Source organism: Saccharopolyspora sp. NPDC050642 (genome assembly GCF_040654735.1).
GTDB classification, from domain to species: Bacteria; Actinomycetota; Actinomycetes; order Mycobacteriales; family Pseudonocardiaceae; genus Saccharopolyspora; species Saccharopolyspora elongata.
Genome location: NZ_JBFAIN010000007.1, coordinates 1 through 19,843 on the forward strand (window position 1 = coordinate 1; position 19,843 = coordinate 19,843).

Genomic DNA, 19,843 nt, shown 5'->3' on the forward strand with positions numbered 1-19,843 from the left:
CATACATAAGTCAGGGCACCCACAGTCCAGGGAGCCTCTGAGGTTCCGCCACCCGCACCGCCACGCAAAACGAGGTTGGAAAAACCTCAATGGAAATCGAACCTCTGATTTCCATTGAAATTGCGGACATCCGGGTCCTGGAGGATCCGGGGGCGTCAGCGGTGGAGGGTCTCGTGGGGGAGAATCCCAAGAACGTCCCGGCGCCTCGCCAGAGGGCGCTGATGCCGGTGCTTCGTACCGCATCCCCGAGCAGCTTGCCCGCTCCGCGACACGCCACGATCACCGTCCCCACGAGACGACCGGCCGACTTTTCCGGCCAGAGAGGCGAAGAATGCGCATCGACCTCAGCGGGAAGACCGCACTCGTCACCGGTTCCTCGGCGGGGATCGGTTTCTCGATCGCACGCGGCCTCGCCGGCGCGGGCGCCGATGTCGTCGTCAACGGCCGTTCGGAGAAGACCGTCACCGCCGCCGTCGACAAGATTCGGCAGGAGGTCCCGGACGCGGCCGTGCGCGCGGCCGTCGCCGATGTCGCCACCGACGACGGTGCGAACCGAGTCGTGGACCTGGCGGGCGGCGTCGACATCTTGGTCAACAACCTCGGGATCTTCGGCGCCACCCCGGCGCTCGAGATCACCGATGACGACTGGCGGCGCTACTTCGAGGTCAACGTCCTCGCATCGGCGCGGCTGACCCGCCTGCTGCTGCCCGCGATGATGGAACGCGGCTGGGGACGCGTGCTCAACATCGCCAGCGATTCCGCCGTGGTCATCCCCGAGGAGATGATCCACTACGGCACGAGCAAGACCGCGCTGCTCGCGGCTTCCCGCGGCTTCGCGAAGGCCGCCGCCGGCACCGGGGTCACCGTCAACTCGGTCATCGCCGGACCGACCCACACCGGTGGCGTGGAGGACTTCGTCTACCAGCTCGTCGACCGGGCCCTCCCCTGGGATGAAGCGCAGCGCGAGTTCATGCGCACCAACCGACCGCAGTCGCTCCTGCAGAGGCTCATCGAGCCCGAGGAGATCGCCAACATGGTCGTCTACCTGGCCTCACCGCTCGCATCGGCCACGACAGGCGGCGCGGTGCGCGTGGACGGCGGCTACGTCGATTCGATCCTGCCCTGACTGTTCGACCTGGAGCGCCTTCTCCACCGCGGTGTCGAGCATCCCGTGCAACGCGGCAAGCGTGCGCCAGCCGTGGGCGCTCACTTCGACGGCTCGTCGGCGATTCCCACGAGCACCTCCTGTCGGTTGACCTGCGGCACCAAGCTTGCACCCTTATGAGGCGTCTGCAACTATCTCCCACATCACAATGACTGCACATTGAACTAGCACGCGTCTGCAATTATTGTCGACGCTCGTAAGATTCAGACGCAGTCATAACGGAAGGCCGTGCACATGCCTCTCGCGCTCCTGGCCCTCGCCATCGGCGCCTTCGGGATCGGCACCACCGAATTCGTGATCATGGGCGTGCTTCCGCAGGTCGCCGGCGAGTTCGGCGTCAGCATCCCCGCCGCGGGCTGGCTGGTGTCCGGCTACGCGCTCGGCGTCGTCATCGGCGCACCGATCCTCACCGTCCTGGGCACCAAGGTCTCCCGCAAGAAGATGCTCCTGTTCCTGATGGGCATCTTCATCGCGGGCAACGCGCTCTCCGCCGCCGCTCCCACCTTCGGCGTCATGCTCGTCGGCCGGGTCGTCGCCTCGTTCGCCCACGGCGCGTTCTTCGGCATCGGTTCCGTCGTCGCCGCCAACCTCGTCGCCCCCGAGAAGAAGGCCTCGGCCATCTCGCTGATGTTCATGGGGCTGACCATCGCCAACATCATCGGCGTCCCCGGCGGCACCTACGTCGGGCAGGCCGCCGGCTGGCGGGTCACCTTCGGCATCGTCGCCCTGCTCGGCGTGATCGGATTCCTCGGCGTCGCCATGCTCGTCCCGGAGCAGGGCAAGCCCGAGGCCGCGAGGATCCGCACCGAGTTCGCCGCGTTCCGCAACGTGCAGGTCTGGCTCGCGATGGCGATGACCGTCCTCGGGTACGGCGGCGTGTTCGCCGCGATCACCTACATCGCGCCGATGATGACCGATGTCGCAGGCTACTCCGAGGGCGGCGTGACCTGGCTGCTCGTGCTGTTCGGCATCGGCATGTTCCTGGGCAACCTGCTGGGCGGCAAGTTCGCCGACAAGGCCCTGATGCCCATGCTCTTCGCCACGCTCGCCGCCCTCGCGGTCGCCTTGCTGCTGTTCACCGTGACGGCGCACAGCCAGGTCCTCGCCGCGATCACCCTGCCCATCATCGGCGCCTTGGGCTTCGCCACCGTGCCACCGCTGCAGAAGTGGGTCCTCGACCAGGCATCCGCCGCCCCGACCCTGGCTTCCGCCGCCAACATCGGCGCCTTCAACCTCGGCAACGCCCTCGCCGCCTGGCTCGGCGGTGTCGTGATCGCCGCCGGATTCGGCTACACCTCGCCCAACTGGGTCGGAGCGATGCTCGCCGGCACCGCGCTGCTGCTGTCCTTCCTCGCGGCCTTCCTCGATCGCCGCAGCCGGGCGACCGGTCCCAGCACCGCGCCCAGGCCCGCCGAGCCGGTGGCCGCCTGATCCCGCTCCGCGGCAGGGACGCAAATCCGCAACCCCCACAAGGAGTTCCACAGCTCGACAACGGCGCCGAGATCTCACAACCCGGCTTCGGCGCCTTCCCGGACACCCTCGACTGACCACCCACCGCGCAGGTCGCGCGGGCTGATCTTCCTCGCCCGTGCGACCTTTCCTCGCACCGCGCGGTTCCCCGCGGTCTTCTGGGCGGCTTCGCGCGCGGGAGGGCGGATCAACGCAGCGGGTCGTACGGCGCCAGGTCGATCCCCGGGTCGACCTGGCGGGCCAGCCGCGCCGCGACCGAACCCGCGTACGGGCCGATCGTCAGGCCCGAGGCACCCAGGCCGTTGATCACGACCAGCCCGGCGACCTGCGGAACCGCGCCGAGCAGTGGCCGGATGTCGGGTCCCGTCGGGCGGAACCCGATGCGGGTCTCCACGTGCGTCGCATCGGCCAGCCCGGGGGCCACCGACAGCGCTTCGCCGAGCACCTCCGCCATCCCGGCCGCGGTCACCCGGTGGTCGAAGCCGGCCTCGTCCTCGCGGGTCGCGCCGACCACGACCCGCGAGTCGTCGAAGGCCAGGATGTAGTGGCGCGACTGCGGCAGCACGACCGGCCAGTTCGCGGTTTCCACGCCTGGCAGCCGCAGGTGCATGATCTGGCCGCGCTGCGGCATTACCCGCACCTGGACACCGATCGGTTCGAGTAGCCGCGGCGACCAAGCACCGGCCGCCGCGATCACGGCGTCCCCGCCGATGAACTCGTCGTCGACCCGCACCCCGCGGACCGCGCTGTCGGCGACGATCGCAGCCGTGCCGTTGATGATCCGTGCGCCGCGCCGGGCGGCGGCGCGGCGCATCGCGTCGCGGACCATGCGGCCGTCCAGGCGCGCTGCGCCGGGGATGTGGATCGCCTTGCCGTCGTGTTCGAGCGGCGGGAACAGCTCGCGGGCCCGGCGACCGCTGATCAACTCCACTTCGCCGGCCATCTGGGCCTCCGCGGCGCGCTCGGCCACCCGCTGAAACGTCTCGTCCGATTCGTCTTCGGATACCAGCCGCAGCGAGCCGACCCGCCGGTACCCGAGCTCGGTCTCGCCGTCGGCGGCCAACGCCGCCAGCAGCTCCGGGTAGTGCTCCGCCCCGGCGACCGAGATCCGGTACCAGTCCGGATCATCCACTTTGGACGACCACGGGCAGACGATGCCCGCACCGGCCGACGTCGCGCGGCCCGGGGCCGGCGAGTCCACCAGGACCACCTCCACCCCGGCCCGGGCCAGCTCGTATCCGGCTGCCGCACCGGCGATGCCGCTTCCGACGACCACCACCCGCATTTCCCGCTCCTCCCGGTTCGACCGACTTCTCCTCATCGCACACCGCCCATGCGCCGCTGCACCCAGGGCGCGATCAGGTGCATGACGACCCCGGCGGCCATCACCGCCGCGCCGACCCCCGCGAAGTAACCGACCTCGGTCTCCGCGCGGTAGAGCTGCACCAGCTGCGCGTTGATGCCCGCCGCCGCGGCGGAGGCCAAGAACCACAGACTCATCATCTGGGCCAGGAACGCCCGCGGGGCGAGCTTGGTGGTGGCCGAAAGGCCCACCGGCGACAGGCACATCGACCCGCAGATCACCACGAAGTAGCTCGCGACGAGCCACCACGGGCTGGCGAGCGCGTCCACGCCGCCCAGCAGACCGGGCCCGGCCATCAGCACGAACGACGCCCCGCCGAGCAGCAGCCCGGTGGCGAACTTGCGCGGCATGGTGGGCTGCCGGTCCCCCAGCCTGATCCACAGCCAGGCGAAGGTCGGGGCCAGCACGAGCGTGGCGATCGGGTTCAGCGACTGGAACCACGAGGACGGCACCGCGAATCCGAAGATCTCCAGGTCGGTTCGCGTGTCGGCGAACTGCGCGAGCACCGAGCCGGACTGCTCGTTGACCACCCAGTAGCACACCGCGCCGATGAACAGCGGGATGTAGGCGATCAACCGGGACCGCTCGACGGCATCGGTCCTCGGGCTGCGCAACATCATGATCGTGTAAGCCGCCGGCAGCAGCACCGCGAGCACCGAGACGGCGTTGATCAGCACCTGGACGGTCAAGAACCCGGTGGCACCGAGGATCACGACGACCACCGCCAACACCGCAACGCCCACGGCTGCGCGCATCGCCACCTGGCGCCGCTCACCGGCGCGGAGCGGATTCGTCGGCACGTCCCCGGCCTGGCCCAGCCGCACCCGCCCCCGGACGTACACCACCAGGCCCGCCGCCATCCCGACGGCCGCGAGGCCGAAGCCGAGGTGGTAGTCGACCTGCTGCCCGAGCGTGCCCACGAGGTACGGCGCGATGAAAGCGCCCAGGTTGATGCCCATGTAGAAGAGGGAGAACCCGGCGTCGCGGCGGTTGTCCGCCGGCGTGTACAGCTCCCCCACCATGCTGGACGCGTTCGGCTTCAACAGCCCGGTCCCGACCACGATCAGCAGCATCGACACCAGCAGCGCGGGCAACCCGCCGGGCACCGCCAGCGCCAAGTGGCCGCACATGATCAGCAGGCCGCCAAGCAGGACCGCGCGGCGCATGCCCAGCAACCGGTCCGCCAGCCAGCCGCCGAGGATGCCGGACATGAACACCAGGGCGCCGTAGACCGACACCAGCGCCGACGAGGTCGGTTTGTCCAGCCCGAGCCCGCCATCGGAGGTCTGGTCGTACAGGTAGTACAGCAGGATCGCGGACATCCCGTAGTAGGAGAACCGCTCCCACATCTCCAGGAAGAACAACGTGGCCAGGCCGCGGGGGGTGGCCGAAGAAACCTCGGTCGCTCGTGGGGATCTCCGTCTGCTCGCTCATGGCCGCCTTTCGATGGATGGCGTGCACCGGCGGGAGAAGCGCGGTCAGCGAGTCGTGCCGTCGGGTCGCCGCAGCAGCGGGCGGTCGACCGTCCAGAGCACCTCCGCGATCGCGGTGCCGCGGTTGTGGATGGCGTGCGGAATCCTGGACTTGAAGTGGATCGAGTCGCCGGCGCCGAGCACCTCGGTCCCGTCCGGCAGCAAGAACGCCAGCTCGCCGCGCAGCACGTAGCAGAACTCCTCGCCGTCGTGCTGGGTGACCGGTGACGGCTCGGCGGTCGGGTGCACCACGGTGACCATCGCTTCGAGGCGCTGGTCGGGCAGGTCCGCGGTCAGCACGCGGTGCTCCCGCTCGCCCATCACCACCCGCGTGGCGTGCGGGTCGTCGTGCCGGGCGATCGAGTACTCGCGCCGGCCTCGGCGACCGGCCGCGCCGAGCAGCTCGACCGCGTCCACCTCCAGCGCGCCGGCCAACGCGAAGAGCGAGGTCAACGAGATCGAGTTGATGCCGCGCTCGGCCAGCGAGAGGAAACCCGGCGACAGTCCGCAGCGTTCCGCCAGGTCCCGCAACGTCAGACCGCGCTCGGTGCGGATCCGCTTGATCGCCGCCCCCACCAGCCGGGTCGGGCCATCGGCGGCGGGTTCGGCCGGAGGAGCGCTGTCGGCCACGGTTCCTGCCCCCTTCCCTCGGGTACTGGCATTTAGTCACACCAAACAGAGGCAGTCAATACTGAACAGCGAACTCCGCGACCAGCCCCGGCAGAGCCTCTACCAGCGCGGCTCCAGCTACGAATCCGATGTGGACAGTCCAGCGCGACTCGCGGCAGCGGACCGGACGCGGTAGTGGGCTCGAACCGGCGCCGTGCACGGGAGATGAGGGATATCCCCGTCCTGCTGGATTTGCATTCTTTCTCCCGGGCTTGACCGGGATGATGCTGTTATGACGACTGAAATCGCGCGCAGGTTCACCTGGCTGGGCAGGCTGCTGCCCGGCTGGTTGCGCGCGCCCGGCCGCAGCACCGTCAGGTACCGCTACGAGCTGGAACGAGAGCTGCACGACGGGCCGGCGGCGGGCCTGTCGGCACTGGCCCTCCAGCTCGGGCTGATCTCCGCCACGGCCGGCGACCCGCAGCTCTCCGCCCGCATCGACGCACTCCGGGACACCGTCTGCCTGCTCGTCGAACGCATGCGCCTGCTCGGCGCGACCATCCACCCACCAGCACTCGCCGCCGGTCTTGAACCGACGTGGACGTCCGTCGCCGAGCACGGCGACCTACGCCTACGGCTCGACCTGCCGGGGCACGATCTCGGCACGCAGCTCTCCGGCCGGACGGGTCTCCTCGTCGCCGATCACCTGCGTACGCTGGAACCCGGCACCACCGTGCAGGTGCGAGTGCGAGGCAAGAGGCTCGTGCGCGTGCACATCACCGAACAGCGGCCGGGTTGGGAGCAGCGCCGGCATTTCCGGGCGGTACTGGGATGAAGGCCGCCATCGCCGAAGACGGCGCGCTGCTCCGGGAAGACGTGCCCCTGGAGGCAGGTCGCCGAATGCTGAACCTGTTGGTGAGCAAGGGAATCAGACCCCACCGCGGTGTCCACCGCACGTAACCGAAGGGCTGCCTGAAGCGATCGGGCGGCCCTTCGAAGCGACGGCCGGCGAGGGGCAACGATGCGGCCGGGACGTTGCCCGAAAGTCGCGGATTCCTGCCCGTTCGCCGACTTCGCGGCCCGGCCGGTTCGTCCCCGCCCGCCGCACGGGCGAAGCTGATACCGGTCGGTGAAGTTCGGGAGGCTCAGGAGAATGGTTCTAGGTTCCAGCCGCGATCTGGTGCGAACCCAGACCGAGGACAAGGTCGTCCGGCTGGTGAACGTGGAGCGGGCGAAGCGGCGGCTCGGCCCGTTGCACGTCGACGAGCGGTTGCGCCGCGCCGCGCGCGGGCACAGCGCCGACATGGCGCGGCGCGGCTTCTTCGCGCACCAGGCGACGCGCGGCCCGTCGCCGTTCGAACGGATGCTGGCCGCGGGTTTCGAAGACCCCGGCGGCGAGAACATCGCCGCCGGTCAGGAAACGCCCGCCGCGGTGGTGCACGCCTGGATGCAGAGCATCCCGCACCGCGCGAACATCCTGAACGCGGACTTCCAGTTCATCGGCGTGGGGCTGCACGTCGACGCCACCGGCCCGTGGTGGACGCAGAACTTCGGCTACTGACGACCTCAGGCCGCGGGCAGCGGGAGACGCACCTCGAAGCAGCAGCCGCCCGGAACGTTGCGCACCGACACGTTCCCGTTGTGCGCCTGCACGAGACCCTGCACGATGGCCAGGCCGAGGCCGCCGCCGCTGCTGCCGCGCGTCCTCCGGTCCTCCCCGCGCCACCCCATGTCGAACACCGAGGCCAGGTCGCCTTCCGGGATTCCCCCGCACTCGTCGCTCACCGCGACGGCCGCCCAGCCCGCGACCGCGCGGATGTCCACGGTCACCGTCGAACCCTCCGGGGCGTACCGGATCGCGTTCCCCAGCAGGTTGTTGAACACCCGCGTGAAGGCGCGGTCGTCCACGTTGACCACGATCGGCTCGATCGTCCTCGCCCGCAGGCTGATCCCCCGGTCACCGGCCACCACTTCGAGCGCCGCCACCTCGTCGCTGATGAGGTCGTCCAGCGCCACCATCCGCGGTGCCAGGCGCAGCGTCCCGGACTGGATCCGGGAGAGCTCGAACAGGTCGTCCACCATCTCCGACAGGACCTCGGTGTCGCCGCGGATCTTCCTGCAGTAGTCCGGCAGGTCGTCCACCACACCGTCCTCAATGGACTCCGTCACGGCGCGCAGCCGCGCCAGCGGGCTGCGCAGGTCGTGCGAGATCCAGGCGACCAGCCGCCGCCGGGACGCGTCCATCGCCTGTTCTCGGCGCCGCGACTCGGCGAGCTTGTCGCTGGTGGTCCGGAGCTCCTGCGCGAGCTCGGCGAACTCGGCGCTCGGCAGGTCCGCCGGCTGCTGGAACCGATACCGCTGACCGAGCGAGCGCGTGGCGTCGGTCAGCTGCCGGCTGCCGTTCATCACCGACCGGCCGAGCACCAGTCCGACGCCGATGGCCACCGCCCCGGCGATGAGGACGACCGCGAGGAGCAGGTCGGCGGGCAGCTGCGCCGACCGCGCGACGAGCACCACGGTGAGGGCGCTCGTGTTGATCGCGTACACGGTGATGATGATCACCGCCACCAGCGAATATCCCACCGGGTACTTGCGGAGCAGCCGCAGGACCACCATGCCGACGAGGCCCACGCCGACCGATTCGCACACCGCGATGAACGCGACCAGCAGCGGCGTCATGCTGATCCGGCGCCGGTCTCGGGGAGGTCGAGCCGGTAGCCGACGCCCCAGACGGTCTTCAGCAGCGCGGGGCGGGACGGGTCGTCCTCGATCTTCTCCCGCAGCCGCCGGACGTGCACGGTGACCGTGGAGGCGTCGCCGAAGTTGTGCGCCCAGACCTCGCGCATCAGCTCGTCCCGCCGCACCACCCGGCCAGCGTTGCGGATCATGAAGACCAGCAGCTCGAATTCCTTGATCGGCATGTTCAGCTCGCGTCCGGCCTTGCTGACCACCCGCGCCGACCGGTCCACCAGGAGGTCGCCGACGCGCAGCACGCCGTCGACCCGGGCCGGCGGCATGGCGATCGTCCGGCGCAGCACGGACTGGACCCGCAGCACCAGCTCGCGCGGGCTGAACGGCTTGGTGAGGTAGTCGTCGGCGCCGGATTCCAGGCCCCGCAGCCGGTGCTCCTCCTCCCCCAGCGAGGTCAGCATGATGACCGGCACCTGGTTGGACGCGCGCAGCTCGCGCAAGACCTGGATGCCGTCGAGCCCCGGCAGCATCACGTCGAGCACTACGAGGTCCGGCGTCATCTGCCGCGCCAGCTCCAGCCCCATCGCGCCGTCCGAAGCGTGCACCGGGGTGTAGCCGGACCGGCGCAGGTAGCCGGTGACCACCTGGGCAACCGTCGGATCGTCCTCCACGACCAGGATCCGCGGCTCTCGCCCCCGGAATCGGTGATCCGCGCCAAGATCAGCCTGCGTCATCGTCGAAACCTGCTTCTTGCCGTTTTCATGCCACCCTAGTCCGAACCACCGAGCCGCGTGCAGGCGGTCGAAGTGCGCCGTGCCGCGAGATGCCTGCGCTCCCGCAACCGGAAACCGCGGTCGAGCATGGGCGCGCTCGTACGAGCGACCGCGAAAGTCGTTCTCCCGCACGGACGACGTCCGTGCGCATCGCGGCATCTCAGGATCGCTCAGATCACGCCCGTCCGCACACAGTAGGCCACCAGCTGCGGCCGGTTGCGCAGCTTGAGCCGACTCGTCATGGCGTGGATGACGTTCTTCACCGTGCGCTCCGAGTAGCAGAGCTTCTTGCCGATCTCCTCGGAATCCCAGCCTTCCGCCAGCAGCCGCAACACGCCGATCTCCCGGGAGGTGAAGCCTGCGGAGTTCAGGCCGCGCGGCTCCAGGACCTCGTGGTTGAGGTTCTCCACCTGCCGCAGCAACTCGCCCAGCAGGTTGGCCGGCAGCACACCACCTCCCTCGGCCACGACGCGGATCGCCTCGGCCAGCCGCTCGCCCGTGGCGACGCCGCGGTGCAGCACCGCGACCACGCGGCACTCGACCACCCGCAGCAGCACGGTGCGCTCCAACTGCCTGGCCACCAGCACCGCGGGCGCCGTCGATTCCGAGGCCGCCTTGCTCATGCTGGCGAGGACTTCCGGGGTCACCCGGTCCGCGGCGAACACGAGCACGTCGACGTCGGCGGGAAACGCGTCCGCCGCGACGAACACGTCCGCAGTGCCCAGGAGCATTCCGGTCAGCCCGGTCAAGGTGATGGGGTCCTGCGCCCACACCGCGACCCGAACCTGCTCGCCGGGCTCCCGCGCTGCCGAGTTCACCGTGTGCGTTGCCGATTCGACCTCAGTCATCATCGCGCTCTTCCTCCGACCTGCATTTCGAGCGTGCTGTTCGACGCGACGCCCGATCTTCCGTTCCGCCCCGGCGCTCTCGGCGGCACAACGCGCGAGCCACATGATTCGAGTGTCCGGCGCCGGGAGGGCCGATCACGGCCTCGGGGCGGGCTCGCGGGAATCCCCTCACCGGGTTTCCCCGACGACCGCGCCGATCCACTTGTCCCAAGGCGACACCGCATCTCCTGCGACGCCGCGAACGAACGTCCTTGGGGTACATGACGAATCCGCAATGCATTGTGGGTGAAACTCATTTCGAGACAAGGAATTCGCCCGTCCACGTCAGGACCCGACCAGTTCATCAACACAGCTTTGCGCCTGATGTCCACTTCGGACCCGATCAAGCCGCGGACCGACCGCGCAGCGCGGCGCCCCGCAGGCTTCCGGCCGAGTTCGCGGCCGCCACGAGCGCTACGCGGGAGCGGCAACCGGTCTTGGCGAACAACCGGGTGAGCTGGCTCTCCACGGTCTTCTCGCTCAACCCGAGCGCCGAGCCGATCCGCCGGTTGGTGAGCCCCATGCCGATCAGCTCGACGATGCGGGACTCCGTGGCCGACCAGGATTGCGCGGCGGACGGGGGCTGCGCCGGGGCCGCCGCCAGCGGCGAACCACCGGTTTCGCGGAGCAGCGCCGGTTTCGGGAACTCGGCGGACGGGCCCGCCAGGCACCGGACCGCGGCGCGCTCCTCGGCCACCGCGGAGACCGCGAGCGCCGGGCACAGGCAGCACAGCCGCCCCCGAACATCCCCCACCAGCAAGCCGTTCTCGACGAGCCGGTCCACGGTCCGGCCGCACTCGGCGACGTCCTCGCCCAGCGCGTCCGCGACCGCAGGCAGGTCATCGATGCCGAACGCGCCGAGCCAGGCCGTCGTGGCGAGCAGCCGCGGGCCGAGGCTGCCGAGCCGCCGGGCGCGCAGCAGCAGGTCGTGGTCGTAGGGCAGGCAGATGGATGCCTGGTCATCGAGGCGGAGGCGGTCGCCATCGGTGACGAGCCGTCCCCTGTCCCGCAGCGCCTCGACCGTCGCCAGCACCGTGCCGGGGTTGCCGTACAGCGGCCCGAGCGCCGCGCGCAGAGCCGTGTGAACGCTCTCGTCCAGATCATCGCCCACGAGAGCCTCGATGTGCTCGTCGGCGAGCGGATCCAGGTCGATCACCTCGTCCGCCAGGTCGAGCATCTCGGCGGATACCGACGCCGCCGCGTCGTCCGGCCGGATCGACGCGACGACCAGGCAACCGGGGCGGCGGGCCGCCTGCAGCAGCGGGACGGGATCGGCGATGTCCAGCACGTCGTCGACGAGCACCACGACGGGACCGCGGCTGCTGATCCGGCCGAACACCCAGTTCAGCTCGGCCGCCACGGCGGGGAACCGCGCGGCCGGCTCCTCCGCCTGGTGCTGCTGGAACCGGGCCAGCGCGCTGATCGCGTCGACCAGCCCGCAGTCGCCGAACCGGTCGAAGTCCTGCCGGAGCGCGTCGACGACCGCGCCGACCCCGTACCGGTCGGTGCCGGTTTCCGCTGCTGTTGCGCGGGATCGGCCGCGCACCTGCGCCACCCGCGTGCCCCTGGCACGCCAGCGGCGGCCCGCCGCGTCCAGCAGTCGCGTCTTCCCGATGCCGGCATCGCCGCGGACGATCAGCAGGCGACCGCCGGGCGCGCTGGTCCGCAATGCGGACCGCAGCGCCGCCAGCGCGTCATCCCTGCCCTCGATCGCCATCTGTTCCCGCCCCATTGCCGTCCGTCCCCGTTCCCGGCGCGTCGCGCCAGACTCGATGCACTTGCCGCGTCGGAGCGGACGCTAGCGCCGGACGGGCCGGGAAACGGGACGTGGAAAGGCTCCTGAACGACAGAATTCAGAAATGCGCAAGGATTCCGAACCAGTGGATGACCTGGCAAGAAAAGCTTAAGAATCTCCTCACGACTTGGAACTCGATGCGCCGGGGCAGGCTGGCAATACTGGGATTCGTGCTGAACTCCCGACGGACGATTCCCACGCCGAACCGGACGATCCCGACCCTGCCCGAGGCCGCGGTCCGGCGGACACCCCGCGCCGCCAACGCTGCCCGAGAAGCCGGGCCGGATGCCCGTTCGTCCGGCCGCGAGGAACTGATCGCCCGCGTGCTCGACGCCTGCACGAGCCGCCCGGGGCGGCCGCTGGTCGTGATCACCGGCCCGGCCGGGATCGGCCGCAGCCGGGTGCTGGCGGAGCTGCGGGCGCGGCTGTCCGAGCTGGACGTCTCCACTGCGGACGTCAGGGTTTCCGCCGGGGATCGCGATTTCCCCGGTCTCGTGGGCAGGATCGCCGACGAGCTGGGCGCGCCGCCGGTCCGCGGCGAGTCCGGCGCGGCCGCGGTGCGGCGGCTGTCGGCCGCCCCGATCCGAGGAGGCCGGCTCGTCGTCCTCATCGACGACGCACACCGGCTCGACCCCGAATGCCTCCCCACCGCGCTCGACGCGCTGGCCGGCGACCGGATCACGTTCGTCTGCACCGCCACCACGCCCAACGACGGCAGCGGCGCCGACCTGGCGTCGCTGCGCGCCCGCGGCCTGGTGCACGAGGAACGGCTCCGGCCGCTGCCGGTGTCCGCAGTGGACCAGATTCTCACTTCGCTCCTCGGGGCCAAGCCCGCGCCAGGGCTGGCCGCCGAACTCCGCGACGCATGCCGGGGCGTGCCCGCCCTGGTGCACGCCGCCATCGAGGGCTACCTGGCGGCCGACCGGCTGCGGGTCGTCGACCGCCGGGCGCACCTGATCGGCACCGGTGCGCCCCGGCTGCCGATCACCCACCCGCTGTTCGCGGCCCTGCGCGATCCGGCGATCTGGCCCGTGGCCAAGGCCCTGTCGGTGCTGCACCCGCTGGGCGAGGCGGCCCCGGCGTTGATCGCCGCGACGGCCGGGATCGGTGAAGACGAGGTCCTCGACGTCCTTCGCGAGCTGCGCGCGTCGGGAGTGGTCGCGTTCCGGAACGGGTGGCGGTTCCGCGTGCCGATGCTCGCCGCGTTGCTGACCGCGTGCCTCGGCCCCTACGAGCGGAGCAGGAGCGCGCAGCTGGCCGTGACCGCGATTTGGGAACGTGCCGCGACCTGCCCCGATGACGGCTACCTGCCGGATCGGATCGTGGACGCGGGCAGGCTGGTGGACGCCGAGCGGGCGGCGGCGGAGCTGCTGGCCCACGGCGAGGCGGCACCGGAGGACGCTCGCGCCGTCCGGTGGCGGTGGGCGGCGTGCGGGCTGATCGCCGATCCCGCCCGCCGCGCCGCGGCGCTGCACCGGCATTCCGTCCTCTGCGCCCAACACCAGAGGTTGGCCCCCGCCGCCGAGGCGGCCGAGGCGGCGCTGCGCGACCACCAGGACTGGCTCACGACGGATTCCTTGCAGGAGCTGCAGATCATCGCCACCGCCGGGCTCGCGAGCAACGGGAACACGGCCGCGCTACGCGACATCGCCGCGACCGGATGGCACTCGGGTGGCGACGCGACCCGGCTCGTGACCCGCGCCGCCGCGCTCTGCCTGCTCGACCGCTGGTCCGACGCGCGCGACGAACTCCTCGCCGGGCACGGCACGTGGCACGCGGGCGGCACCGGCCCGGCCGCTTTCGGGCAGGCTCTCACCGAGGCCGCGGTGGCGGTCGCGGGCGGGACGGCACCGACGGCCGCCCCACCCGCCGTCGAAGCGACCCGGACCCTGCTCCAGGCGCTCGGCTTGGGCTCCCCCGACGCTCCGGCGGATGGCGGGGCGGTCCGTGCCGCCAGGTCCGGGCAGTGGGACCGCTCGCTGGACCTCGCCCGGTCGGCCATCGCCACCGCGTCCCTCCACGGCGATCCGCCCGGGCAGGCCGCGATGTTCCGGGAGATGGCGACCATCCTCACCGCGCGCGGCCGGCTGAACCGGGCCCGGGCCGCCATCGAGGACGCCCGCTCCCGGCACCTGCTGCTGCCGCACCGGTTGGCCCTCCCGGAAGCGTTGCTGGACCTGACGATCGGCGAGCACCAGCAGTCGCGCGCCGTCGTCGAGCAAGCGCTCACCGCGGCCGCCGAAACCGGTGCCATCGCCGGTACCGAGGAGTTGTGGCTGCACATCGCCGAGCTGGAATCGCGGCGCGGGAACCAGGACGCGGCGAAGCTGTGCGCGGAACGGATCGAGCAGATCGCGGACGAGCTCGGCACCCCAGAGGCCCACCAGAACCGGCTGCTCGCACGGGTATTCGTCGAGGGCGCCTCCGACGCCGCGGCAGAAGTGCTGCAACTCGCGGCGGAGCAGGACCGGCCCTTCGCGTTCGCGACCACCGTCACCGCCGTGGCGGAACGCGGGTTCGCCGACCGGAAGCTCCTGCTCGCGGCGTACGAGGCATTCGGCGAGCTCGGCGCCCTGATCCCCCGCGCGCGGCTGCGGTTGCTGATGCGGACGCGCAACGTGGCCGTCCCCGGTCGCAACGCGACGGTCGCGGAGAACGAGCGGCTGCTGGCCACCCTGATCACCGAGGGCCTGACCAATTCGCAGGTCGCCACCGTGCTGGGAACCAGCGAGAAGAGCGTGGAAGGGCGACTGACCAGGTTCTTCCAGCGCACGGGTTACCGGTCGCGCGCCGAACTCGCGACCGCGACGCTCCGCGGCTGCGCCTGACCGGCGGCTCAGCGGATCAGGGGCAGCCGGACGTCGAAGCAGCAACCGCCGGGCACGTTGCGCACCGACACGTGGCCGCCGTGGGCTTGCACCAGCCCGTGCACGATGGTCAGCCCGAAACCGCCACCCCCGGCCGCCCCGGTCTTCGCCTTGCGGCCACGCCATCCCATGTCGAAGACCGAACCGAGGTCCTGCGGCGGGATCCCGCCGCACTCGTCCGACACCGACACCACCGCCCAGCCGTTCACCGCGCGGACGTCGACCACCACCGTCGTCCGCTCCGGGCTGTACCGGATCGCGTTCGACAGCAGGTTGTTGAACACCCGGGTCATGGACCGGTCGTCCACCCGGACGGTGACCGGTTCGACCGTCCTGGCGCGCAGCCGGATCCCGCGGCCGGCGGCCAGCACGTCGAGCCCGGCCGCCTCGTCGCTGACGAGATCGTCGAGGGCCACCTCCCGCGGGTTCAGGCGCAGCGTCCCGGTCTGGATCTGGGAGAGCTGGAAGAGGTCGTCCACCATCGCGGTGAGGTGCTCGGTATCCGAGCGGATCCTCCCGAGGTAGTCGTCCAGGTCGCCGACCACACCGTCCTCGATGGACTCCGCCACGGCCCGCAGCCTCGCCAGCGGGCTGCGCAAGTCGTGCGAGATCCAGGCGACCAGCTGCCGCCGAGACTGCTCGACCGTCCGTTCCCGCCGCCTGGACTCCGCCAGCTTGTCGCTGGTGACCCGCAATTCCCGCGCCAGCTCGGCGAACTCCGCGCTCGGCGGGTCCTCCGGCAGCCGGAACCGCTCGGCCACGCCGAAGGTGCGGGTGGCGTCGGCCAGCTGCCTGCTGCCCTTCATCACGGACCGGCCGAGCAGCAGGCCGATCCCGAGCGAAACCGCGCCGGCGACGAAGTTGACCAGCAGCGTCACCACCACCGGCACTTCGGCGGACTGCGTCACGAGGACGACTGTGATGGTGCTCGCGTTGGTCCCGCAGACGGTGATCACGATGACCGCGATCAGCGAGTTCCCGACCGGGGACCGGCGGAGCAAGCGCAGCACCACGGCGCCGACGAGTCCCACGCCCACCGACTCGCACACCGCGATCAGCAGGATCAGCGACGGATTCACCGCAGGCCGCCCGCGGGGCCGGGCGGGCCGACCCGGTGGCCGATGACCGCCCGCGGCACGAGCTCACGAGAGCCTGAGCGTGACCGATCATCCTCGGCCGGCTCCTGCCCCGCGCCCGAAACGGCGACCGGCGGGAAGCCGGTCCGTCCCGGGCGGCCGGTGAGCACCTGAGCGACCACGAGGTCGTCCAGGATCCTCTGCCTTTCCTGGTGGGGGCGGGGATCCGCGGCGTGATCCGTCTGCGTCATGTTCCGAACCTGCTTCAGAGCGTTGATCGGTCCACAATAGTCACCGATCAACACGACCCGGAAACGCTCTTGCCGTTGTGGCAAGTTCGACCCGCAGCGGGGCGGTTCACGCCGTCACGATCGAATCGGGCGAGGACGGCCCGTCAGCGGCCGGTCGTCTCGGCCAGCGCGGTGTCGAGGATCGCCAGGCCGCGATCGATCTCGGCGTCGGTGGCGGTCAGCGGCGGCGCGATCCGGAACGTCCCGCCCATGCCGGGCAGCTGCACGATGTTCATGTGCAGCCCGAGCTCGGTGCAACGCCGGGTGACGGCGGCGCCGAGCTTGTCGGCGTCCTCGCCGCCCGGCCCGTCGACCAGCTCCAACCCGACCAGCAGGCCGCGCCCGCGCACGTCGCCGATCACCGGATGCCGCGCAGCGAGCTCCTCCAGTCCGCCGCTCAGCCGCACGCCGAGCTCGCGGGCGCGCACGTCGAGGCGGTCGCGGCTGAGCACGTCCAGGACGGTGTTGCCGACGGCCGCCGGAAGCGGGTCGTTGACGTGCGTGGTGAAGAACAGGAATCCGCGGTCGTGGGCTTGCTGTTCGATCTCGGCGCTGGTCAGCACCGCCGCGAGAGGCAGCCCGGCGCCGAGTGTCTTGGACAGGACCAGGATGTCCGGGACGACGCCGTCTCGCTCGAACGCGTACCAGTCACCGGTACGGCACAGCCCGGTCTGGGCCTCGTCCAGGATCAGCAGCATGCCCCGCTCGCGGCACTTGTCCCGCAGCGCCGCCAAGTAGCCCGGCGGGAGGTCGATGACGCCGCCCGAGCTCAGCACGGGCTCGACCAGGCAGGCCGCGAGGCTGCCGACCGACTGGGCGTCGATCAGCTCGAAGCCGAGGTCGAGCTGCCGGCGCCAGTCCAGGTTCCCGTCGGCGTCGACGATTCCCGGCCGGAACCGGTCGGGGACCGGCAGGGCGAAGTTCCCCGGGGCGGTAGGCCCGTACCCGACCCGTCCGGCGCTGTAGGTGGCGTTCGCCGCGGCCTGGGTCATCCCGTGCCAGGACCGGGCGAACGAAACGACCTCGTGCCCGCCGGTGACGAGCTTGGCCATCCGCAACGCGGCCTCGTTCGCCTCGGCACCGGTGGTCAGGAACATCGCCTTGTCCAGCGGCTCCGGCAACGTCCCCGCGAGCCGCTCGGCGAGGTCGAGCACCGGGCGGCTCAGCATCCCGCTGTAGAGGTGGTCGAGCCGGGCGACCTGCTCGCGAACGGTCGCGACGATCTCCGGGTGGGCGTGGCCGAGGATCGCGCTCATCTGCCCCGACGTGAAGTCGAGCAGCTCGCGCCCGTCCTCGGTGAACACCGAACTCCCCTCGGCGCGGGCGATGATCCCGGGGCTGAAGGCGCCGCGCCCCGAGTAGCGGACCAGGTGGCGTTCGGGTTCGGTGCCCGCGATGTCGTCCAGCATGGCCCCGACGCTACGAAGGGACGTAGCTTCGCGTCCATCACACGATTTCGACGATGCTGTTCGATGGAACTGCACAATGGTGGCATGCTCAACCCGTGGCGCCTGCGCCTGCTCGGGCTGCTCGACAGCCTCGGCACCGTCCGAGCGGTGGCCGAGACGCTGCACATGAGCCCGTCGACCGTGTCCCAGCAGCTCGCCGTCCTCGAAACCGAAACGCGCAGCCGGCTCATCGAGCGGTCCGGGCGCCGGGTGCGGCTGACCCGGACCGGGATCGCCCTCGCCCGCCGGGGCCGCGAGATCCTGGCCCAGATGGCCGAGGCGGAGGCCGAGCTGCGCGCCCTCAACGACGAGCCGATCGGCACCGTCCGGCTCGGGGTGTTCCAGAGCGCGATCTACACGCTCGCCGTGCCGGCGGCGGCCCGGCTGGCGGACTCGCACCCGCACCTGCACGTGGAGCTGATCGAGTCCGAACCGCACGAGAGCGGGGCCGCGCTGCGCACCGGCGAGGTGGACGTGATCGTGACGACCACGGACTACGTCAAGTTCCCGTGGGACCGGGACCTCGAAGTCGTCCCGCTGGGGACCGATCCGGTGGTGCTGGTCCTGCCGCCGGACCATCCGCTCGCGCGGCGCCGGGTGATCGACCTCGCCGCATGCGCGGAGGAGACCTGGGCGTGCGACCGGCCGGGCTCGTACATGGCGGAGCTGACCCAGCGGCTGTGCCACGAGTCCGGCTTCGAACCCCGGGTGGCCTGCCGGTTCAGCAACTACCTGCTGCTGCTCCAGCACGTCGAGTCCGGCCGGTCGGTGGCGCTGCTGCCCGCGCTGGCAGTTCCGCCCGGCACCCCGGTCGTCACCCGCGAGCTCAGCACGCCGGTGCACCGCAACGTCGCGATCGTGCGGCGCCGGGAGGCGGGGCTGCGCGCGGCCGTGGACGCCGTCGTCGAGACGCTGCTCGACCACCCGGACATCCCGGCCCTGTCCGCCCCCGTCTCCGCCGGACACCGGTGACGCCCCGCTTCGGCCTCCCCATCCCGCAATTTCCATTGAAATTGAATCTTCGATTTCAATGGAAATTGCGGAAAAACAGGGCTCCTCCGCGAACTCCTGGTCCATTGTGGATGATTGGCTCGAACCCGACGAGGTCTTCGCCGATCTCGGCAAGGGTGGCATCGGCCCTCGCGCTACCGCAGGCCCGGGCGATATGTGCGGCCCGACGACGGCGGCTACTGCGCGATACGCGCGAAGGTGTCGAGCTGGGCAGCGTTCAAGTACTGCTCCAGCAGCTGGCCGATGAGCGGGGCAGCTCTCGCAGGCAGCGAAGAGCTCGTGCCGGACCTGATGGCCTGCACGTGGGTCCGCAACTCGTCCGCGACGCGCTGCCTGCGCTCGTCGGTGGCGTCCGGAGGCATTTCGGCCAGGCATCTGAGCGCATCCAGGAACTCCGTGCTCTGCGCGTGCTCGCCCACGGCCGCAAGCTCCTCGCGACGCGCACGGACGCCGGGCAGGTGCCCCATCAGCGTGGCGACGTCGAGGTCCAGTCTCGTCGCATCGGGAGGGAGGCGGGCGACGTCGTGCAGCCGGGCGAGGTCGCCGTGGACGTCGGCCGGGATGTCGGGGCTGCGCCCTTCCACGCGCAGGGCGCGCACGAGATCGCGTTGCGCCTTCAACCGCTCGATCTGCGAGTCGATGCCGGCTTCGACTCGCTCGAGAATCGTCGCGCTCGTGTCCGTCGACTCATCGTCCAGCATGGCCGGCACATCGGCGAGGCTCACCCCGAGCTCGGCGAGATGCCGGATGCGCAGAAGCCGTACCAGGTGGACCGCGGTGTATCGCCGGTAGCCGTTCGAGGACCTGCGCGGCTCGGGGAGCAGACCGATCTGGTGGTAATGCCGCAGTGTCCGCACGGTCACACCGGCAAGATCCGCGAGTTCCTGCGACCTCATGGGAGGCCCTCCGCTCCAGTCAGCCAATTT

The 19,843-nt window shown here is 70.9% G+C and carries 17 protein-coding genes; 6 read left to right on the forward strand and 11 right to left on the reverse strand.

Annotated features, from left to right (window positions below; translation table 11 throughout):
* Window positions 1-331: 331 nt before the first annotated feature.
* Window positions 332-1,126: an SDR family oxidoreductase gene (locus AB0H93_RS13570; RefSeq protein WP_358571989.1), complete on the forward strand. Its 795-nt coding sequence runs from the start codon at window positions 332-334 to the stop codon at window positions 1,124-1,126.
* A gap of 273 nt (window positions 1,127-1,399) precedes the next feature.
* Window positions 1,400-2,596, forward strand: a complete 1,197-nt coding sequence (locus AB0H93_RS13575) for an MFS transporter (protein ID WP_358571991.1) — start codon at window positions 1,400-1,402, stop codon at window positions 2,594-2,596.
* Between the two features lie 226 nt (window positions 2,597-2,822).
* Here the strand turns inward: AB0H93_RS13575 and AB0H93_RS13580 are convergent, their stop codons facing one another.
* From AB0H93_RS13580 to AB0H93_RS13590, 3 genes are all read right to left on the reverse strand, one after another.
* On the reverse strand, window positions 2,823-3,920 hold the full coding sequence (locus AB0H93_RS13580) for an FAD-dependent oxidoreductase (RefSeq protein ID WP_358571993.1): 1,098 nt from the start codon (window positions 3,918-3,920) through the stop codon (window positions 2,823-2,825).
* Window positions 3,921-3,952: 32 nt separating this feature from the next.
* The gene (locus AB0H93_RS13585) at window positions 3,953-5,362 is read right to left on the reverse strand and encodes a peptide MFS transporter (RefSeq protein ID WP_358571995.1); all 1,410 of its coding nucleotides are present in this window, start codon (window positions 5,360-5,362) and stop codon (window positions 3,953-3,955) included.
* 114 nt (window positions 5,363-5,476) lie between these two features.
* Window positions 5,477-6,100: an XRE family transcriptional regulator gene (locus AB0H93_RS13590; protein WP_358571997.1), complete on the reverse strand. Its 624-nt coding sequence runs from the start codon at window positions 6,098-6,100 to the stop codon at window positions 5,477-5,479.
* 271 nt (window positions 6,101-6,371) lie between these two features.
* Here AB0H93_RS13590 and AB0H93_RS13595 point away from each other — a divergent pair, with 271 nt between their 5' ends.
* Together AB0H93_RS13595 and AB0H93_RS13600 are read left to right on the forward strand one after the other, a co-directional pair.
* Window positions 6,372-6,914 (forward strand): histidine kinase, encoded by a 543-nt coding sequence (locus AB0H93_RS13595; protein ID WP_358571999.1) that lies wholly within the window; start codon window positions 6,372-6,374, stop codon window positions 6,912-6,914.
* Between the two features lie 318 nt (window positions 6,915-7,232).
* Window positions 7,233-7,640, forward strand: a complete 408-nt coding sequence (locus tag AB0H93_RS13600) for a CAP domain-containing protein (protein WP_358572001.1) — start codon at window positions 7,233-7,235, stop codon at window positions 7,638-7,640.
* 5 nt (window positions 7,641-7,645) lie between these two features.
* Here AB0H93_RS13600 and AB0H93_RS13605 read toward each other — a convergent pair whose 3' ends face one another.
* From AB0H93_RS13605 to AB0H93_RS13620, 4 genes are all read right to left on the reverse strand, one after another.
* Window positions 7,646-8,758 (reverse strand): HAMP domain-containing sensor histidine kinase, encoded by a 1,113-nt coding sequence (locus AB0H93_RS13605; RefSeq protein WP_358572003.1) that lies wholly within the window; start codon window positions 8,756-8,758, stop codon window positions 7,646-7,648.
* Complete coding sequence (locus tag AB0H93_RS13610; RefSeq protein WP_358572005.1) at window positions 8,755-9,504, reverse strand: response regulator transcription factor; 750 nt, start codon at window positions 9,502-9,504, stop codon at window positions 8,755-8,757. The genes AB0H93_RS13605 and AB0H93_RS13610 overlap by 4 nt, the downstream gene beginning before the upstream one ends.
* 209 nt (window positions 9,505-9,713) lie before the next feature.
* Window positions 9,714-10,391 (reverse strand): response regulator transcription factor, encoded by a 678-nt coding sequence (locus AB0H93_RS13615; RefSeq protein WP_358572007.1) that lies wholly within the window; start codon window positions 10,389-10,391, stop codon window positions 9,714-9,716.
* 382 nt (window positions 10,392-10,773) lie between these two features.
* Window positions 10,774-12,162 (reverse strand): LuxR family transcriptional regulator, encoded by a 1,389-nt coding sequence (locus AB0H93_RS13620; RefSeq protein ID WP_358572009.1) that lies wholly within the window; start codon window positions 12,160-12,162, stop codon window positions 10,774-10,776.
* Between the two features lie 233 nt (window positions 12,163-12,395).
* Between AB0H93_RS13620 and AB0H93_RS13625 the strand changes: the two genes are divergently transcribed.
* A complete protein-coding gene (locus tag AB0H93_RS13625; RefSeq protein ID WP_358572011.1) occupies window positions 12,396-15,053 on the forward strand; it encodes an AAA family ATPase in 2,658 nt (885 codons plus the stop codon).
* A gap of 8 nt (window positions 15,054-15,061) precedes the next feature.
* Here the strand turns inward: AB0H93_RS13625 and AB0H93_RS13630 are convergent, their stop codons facing one another.
* The 3 genes from AB0H93_RS13630 to AB0H93_RS13640 all read right to left on the reverse strand — a co-directional run bounded on the left by AB0H93_RS13630 (window position 15,062) and on the right by AB0H93_RS13640 (window position 17,867).
* Window positions 15,062-16,171 (reverse strand): HAMP domain-containing sensor histidine kinase, encoded by a 1,110-nt coding sequence (locus tag AB0H93_RS13630; RefSeq protein ID WP_358572013.1) that lies wholly within the window; start codon window positions 16,169-16,171, stop codon window positions 15,062-15,064.
* The gene (locus tag AB0H93_RS13635; protein WP_358572015.1) at window positions 16,168-16,419 is read right to left on the reverse strand and encodes a hypothetical protein; all 252 of its coding nucleotides are present in this window, start codon (window positions 16,417-16,419) and stop codon (window positions 16,168-16,170) included. Before AB0H93_RS13635 ends, AB0H93_RS13630 begins: the two co-directional genes overlap by 4 nt.
* 143 nt (window positions 16,420-16,562) lie before the next feature.
* Window positions 16,563-17,867: an aspartate aminotransferase family protein gene (locus tag AB0H93_RS13640; protein WP_358572017.1), complete on the reverse strand. Its 1,305-nt coding sequence runs from the start codon at window positions 17,865-17,867 to the stop codon at window positions 16,563-16,565.
* 84 nt (window positions 17,868-17,951) lie between these two features.
* On the opposite strand from AB0H93_RS13640, the gene AB0H93_RS13645 reads away from it, so the two are divergent.
* Window positions 17,952-18,878: a LysR substrate-binding domain-containing protein gene (locus AB0H93_RS13645; protein WP_358572491.1), complete on the forward strand. Its 927-nt coding sequence runs from the start codon at window positions 17,952-17,954 to the stop codon at window positions 18,876-18,878.
* Window positions 18,879-19,093: 215 nt separating this feature from the next.
* Here the strand turns inward: AB0H93_RS13645 and AB0H93_RS13650 are convergent, their stop codons facing one another.
* Entirely contained in the window at window positions 19,094-19,813 is a 720-nt protein-coding gene (locus tag AB0H93_RS13650) for a MerR family transcriptional regulator (protein WP_358572019.1), read from the reverse strand.
* Between the last annotated feature and the right edge of the window lie 30 nt (window positions 19,814-19,843).

Coding starts and splice junctions, on each gene's coding strand:
- AB0H93_RS13580 (WP_358571993.1), bottom strand. CDS start 3,920: ATGCGGGTGGTGGTCGTCGGAAGCGGCATCGCCGGTGCGGCAGCCGGA.
- AB0H93_RS13600 (WP_358572001.1), top strand. CDS start 7,233: ATGGTTCTAGGTTCCAGCCGCGATCTGGTGCGAACCCAGACCGAGGAC.
- AB0H93_RS13595 (WP_358571999.1), top strand. CDS start 6,372: ATGACGACTGAAATCGCGCGCAGGTTCACCTGGCTGGGCAGGCTGCTG.
- AB0H93_RS13640 (WP_358572017.1), bottom strand. CDS start 17,867: ATGCTGGACGACATCGCGGGCACCGAACCCGAACGCCACCTGGTCCGC.
- AB0H93_RS13605 (WP_358572003.1), bottom strand. CDS start 8,758: ATGACGCCGCTGCTGGTCGCGTTCATCGCGGTGTGCGAATCGGTCGGC.
- AB0H93_RS13650 (WP_358572019.1), bottom strand. CDS start 19,813: ATGAGGTCGCAGGAACTCGCGGATCTTGCCGGTGTGACCGTGCGGACA.
- AB0H93_RS13635 (WP_358572015.1), bottom strand. CDS start 16,419: ATGACGCAGACGGATCACGCCGCGGATCCCCGCCCCCACCAGGAAAGG.
- AB0H93_RS13570 (WP_358571989.1), top strand. CDS start 332: ATGCGCATCGACCTCAGCGGGAAGACCGCACTCGTCACCGGTTCCTCG.
- AB0H93_RS13610 (WP_358572005.1), bottom strand. CDS start 9,504: ATGACGCAGGCTGATCTTGGCGCGGATCACCGATTCCGGGGGCGAGAG.
- AB0H93_RS13575 (WP_358571991.1), top strand. CDS start 1,400: ATGCCTCTCGCGCTCCTGGCCCTCGCCATCGGCGCCTTCGGGATCGGC.
- AB0H93_RS13615 (WP_358572007.1), bottom strand. CDS start 10,391: ATGACTGAGGTCGAATCGGCAACGCACACGGTGAACTCGGCAGCGCGG.
- AB0H93_RS13645 (WP_358572491.1), top strand. CDS start 17,952: ATGCTCAACCCGTGGCGCCTGCGCCTGCTCGGGCTGCTCGACAGCCTC.
- AB0H93_RS13620 (WP_358572009.1), bottom strand. CDS start 12,162: ATGGGGCGGGAACAGATGGCGATCGAGGGCAGGGATGACGCGCTGGCG.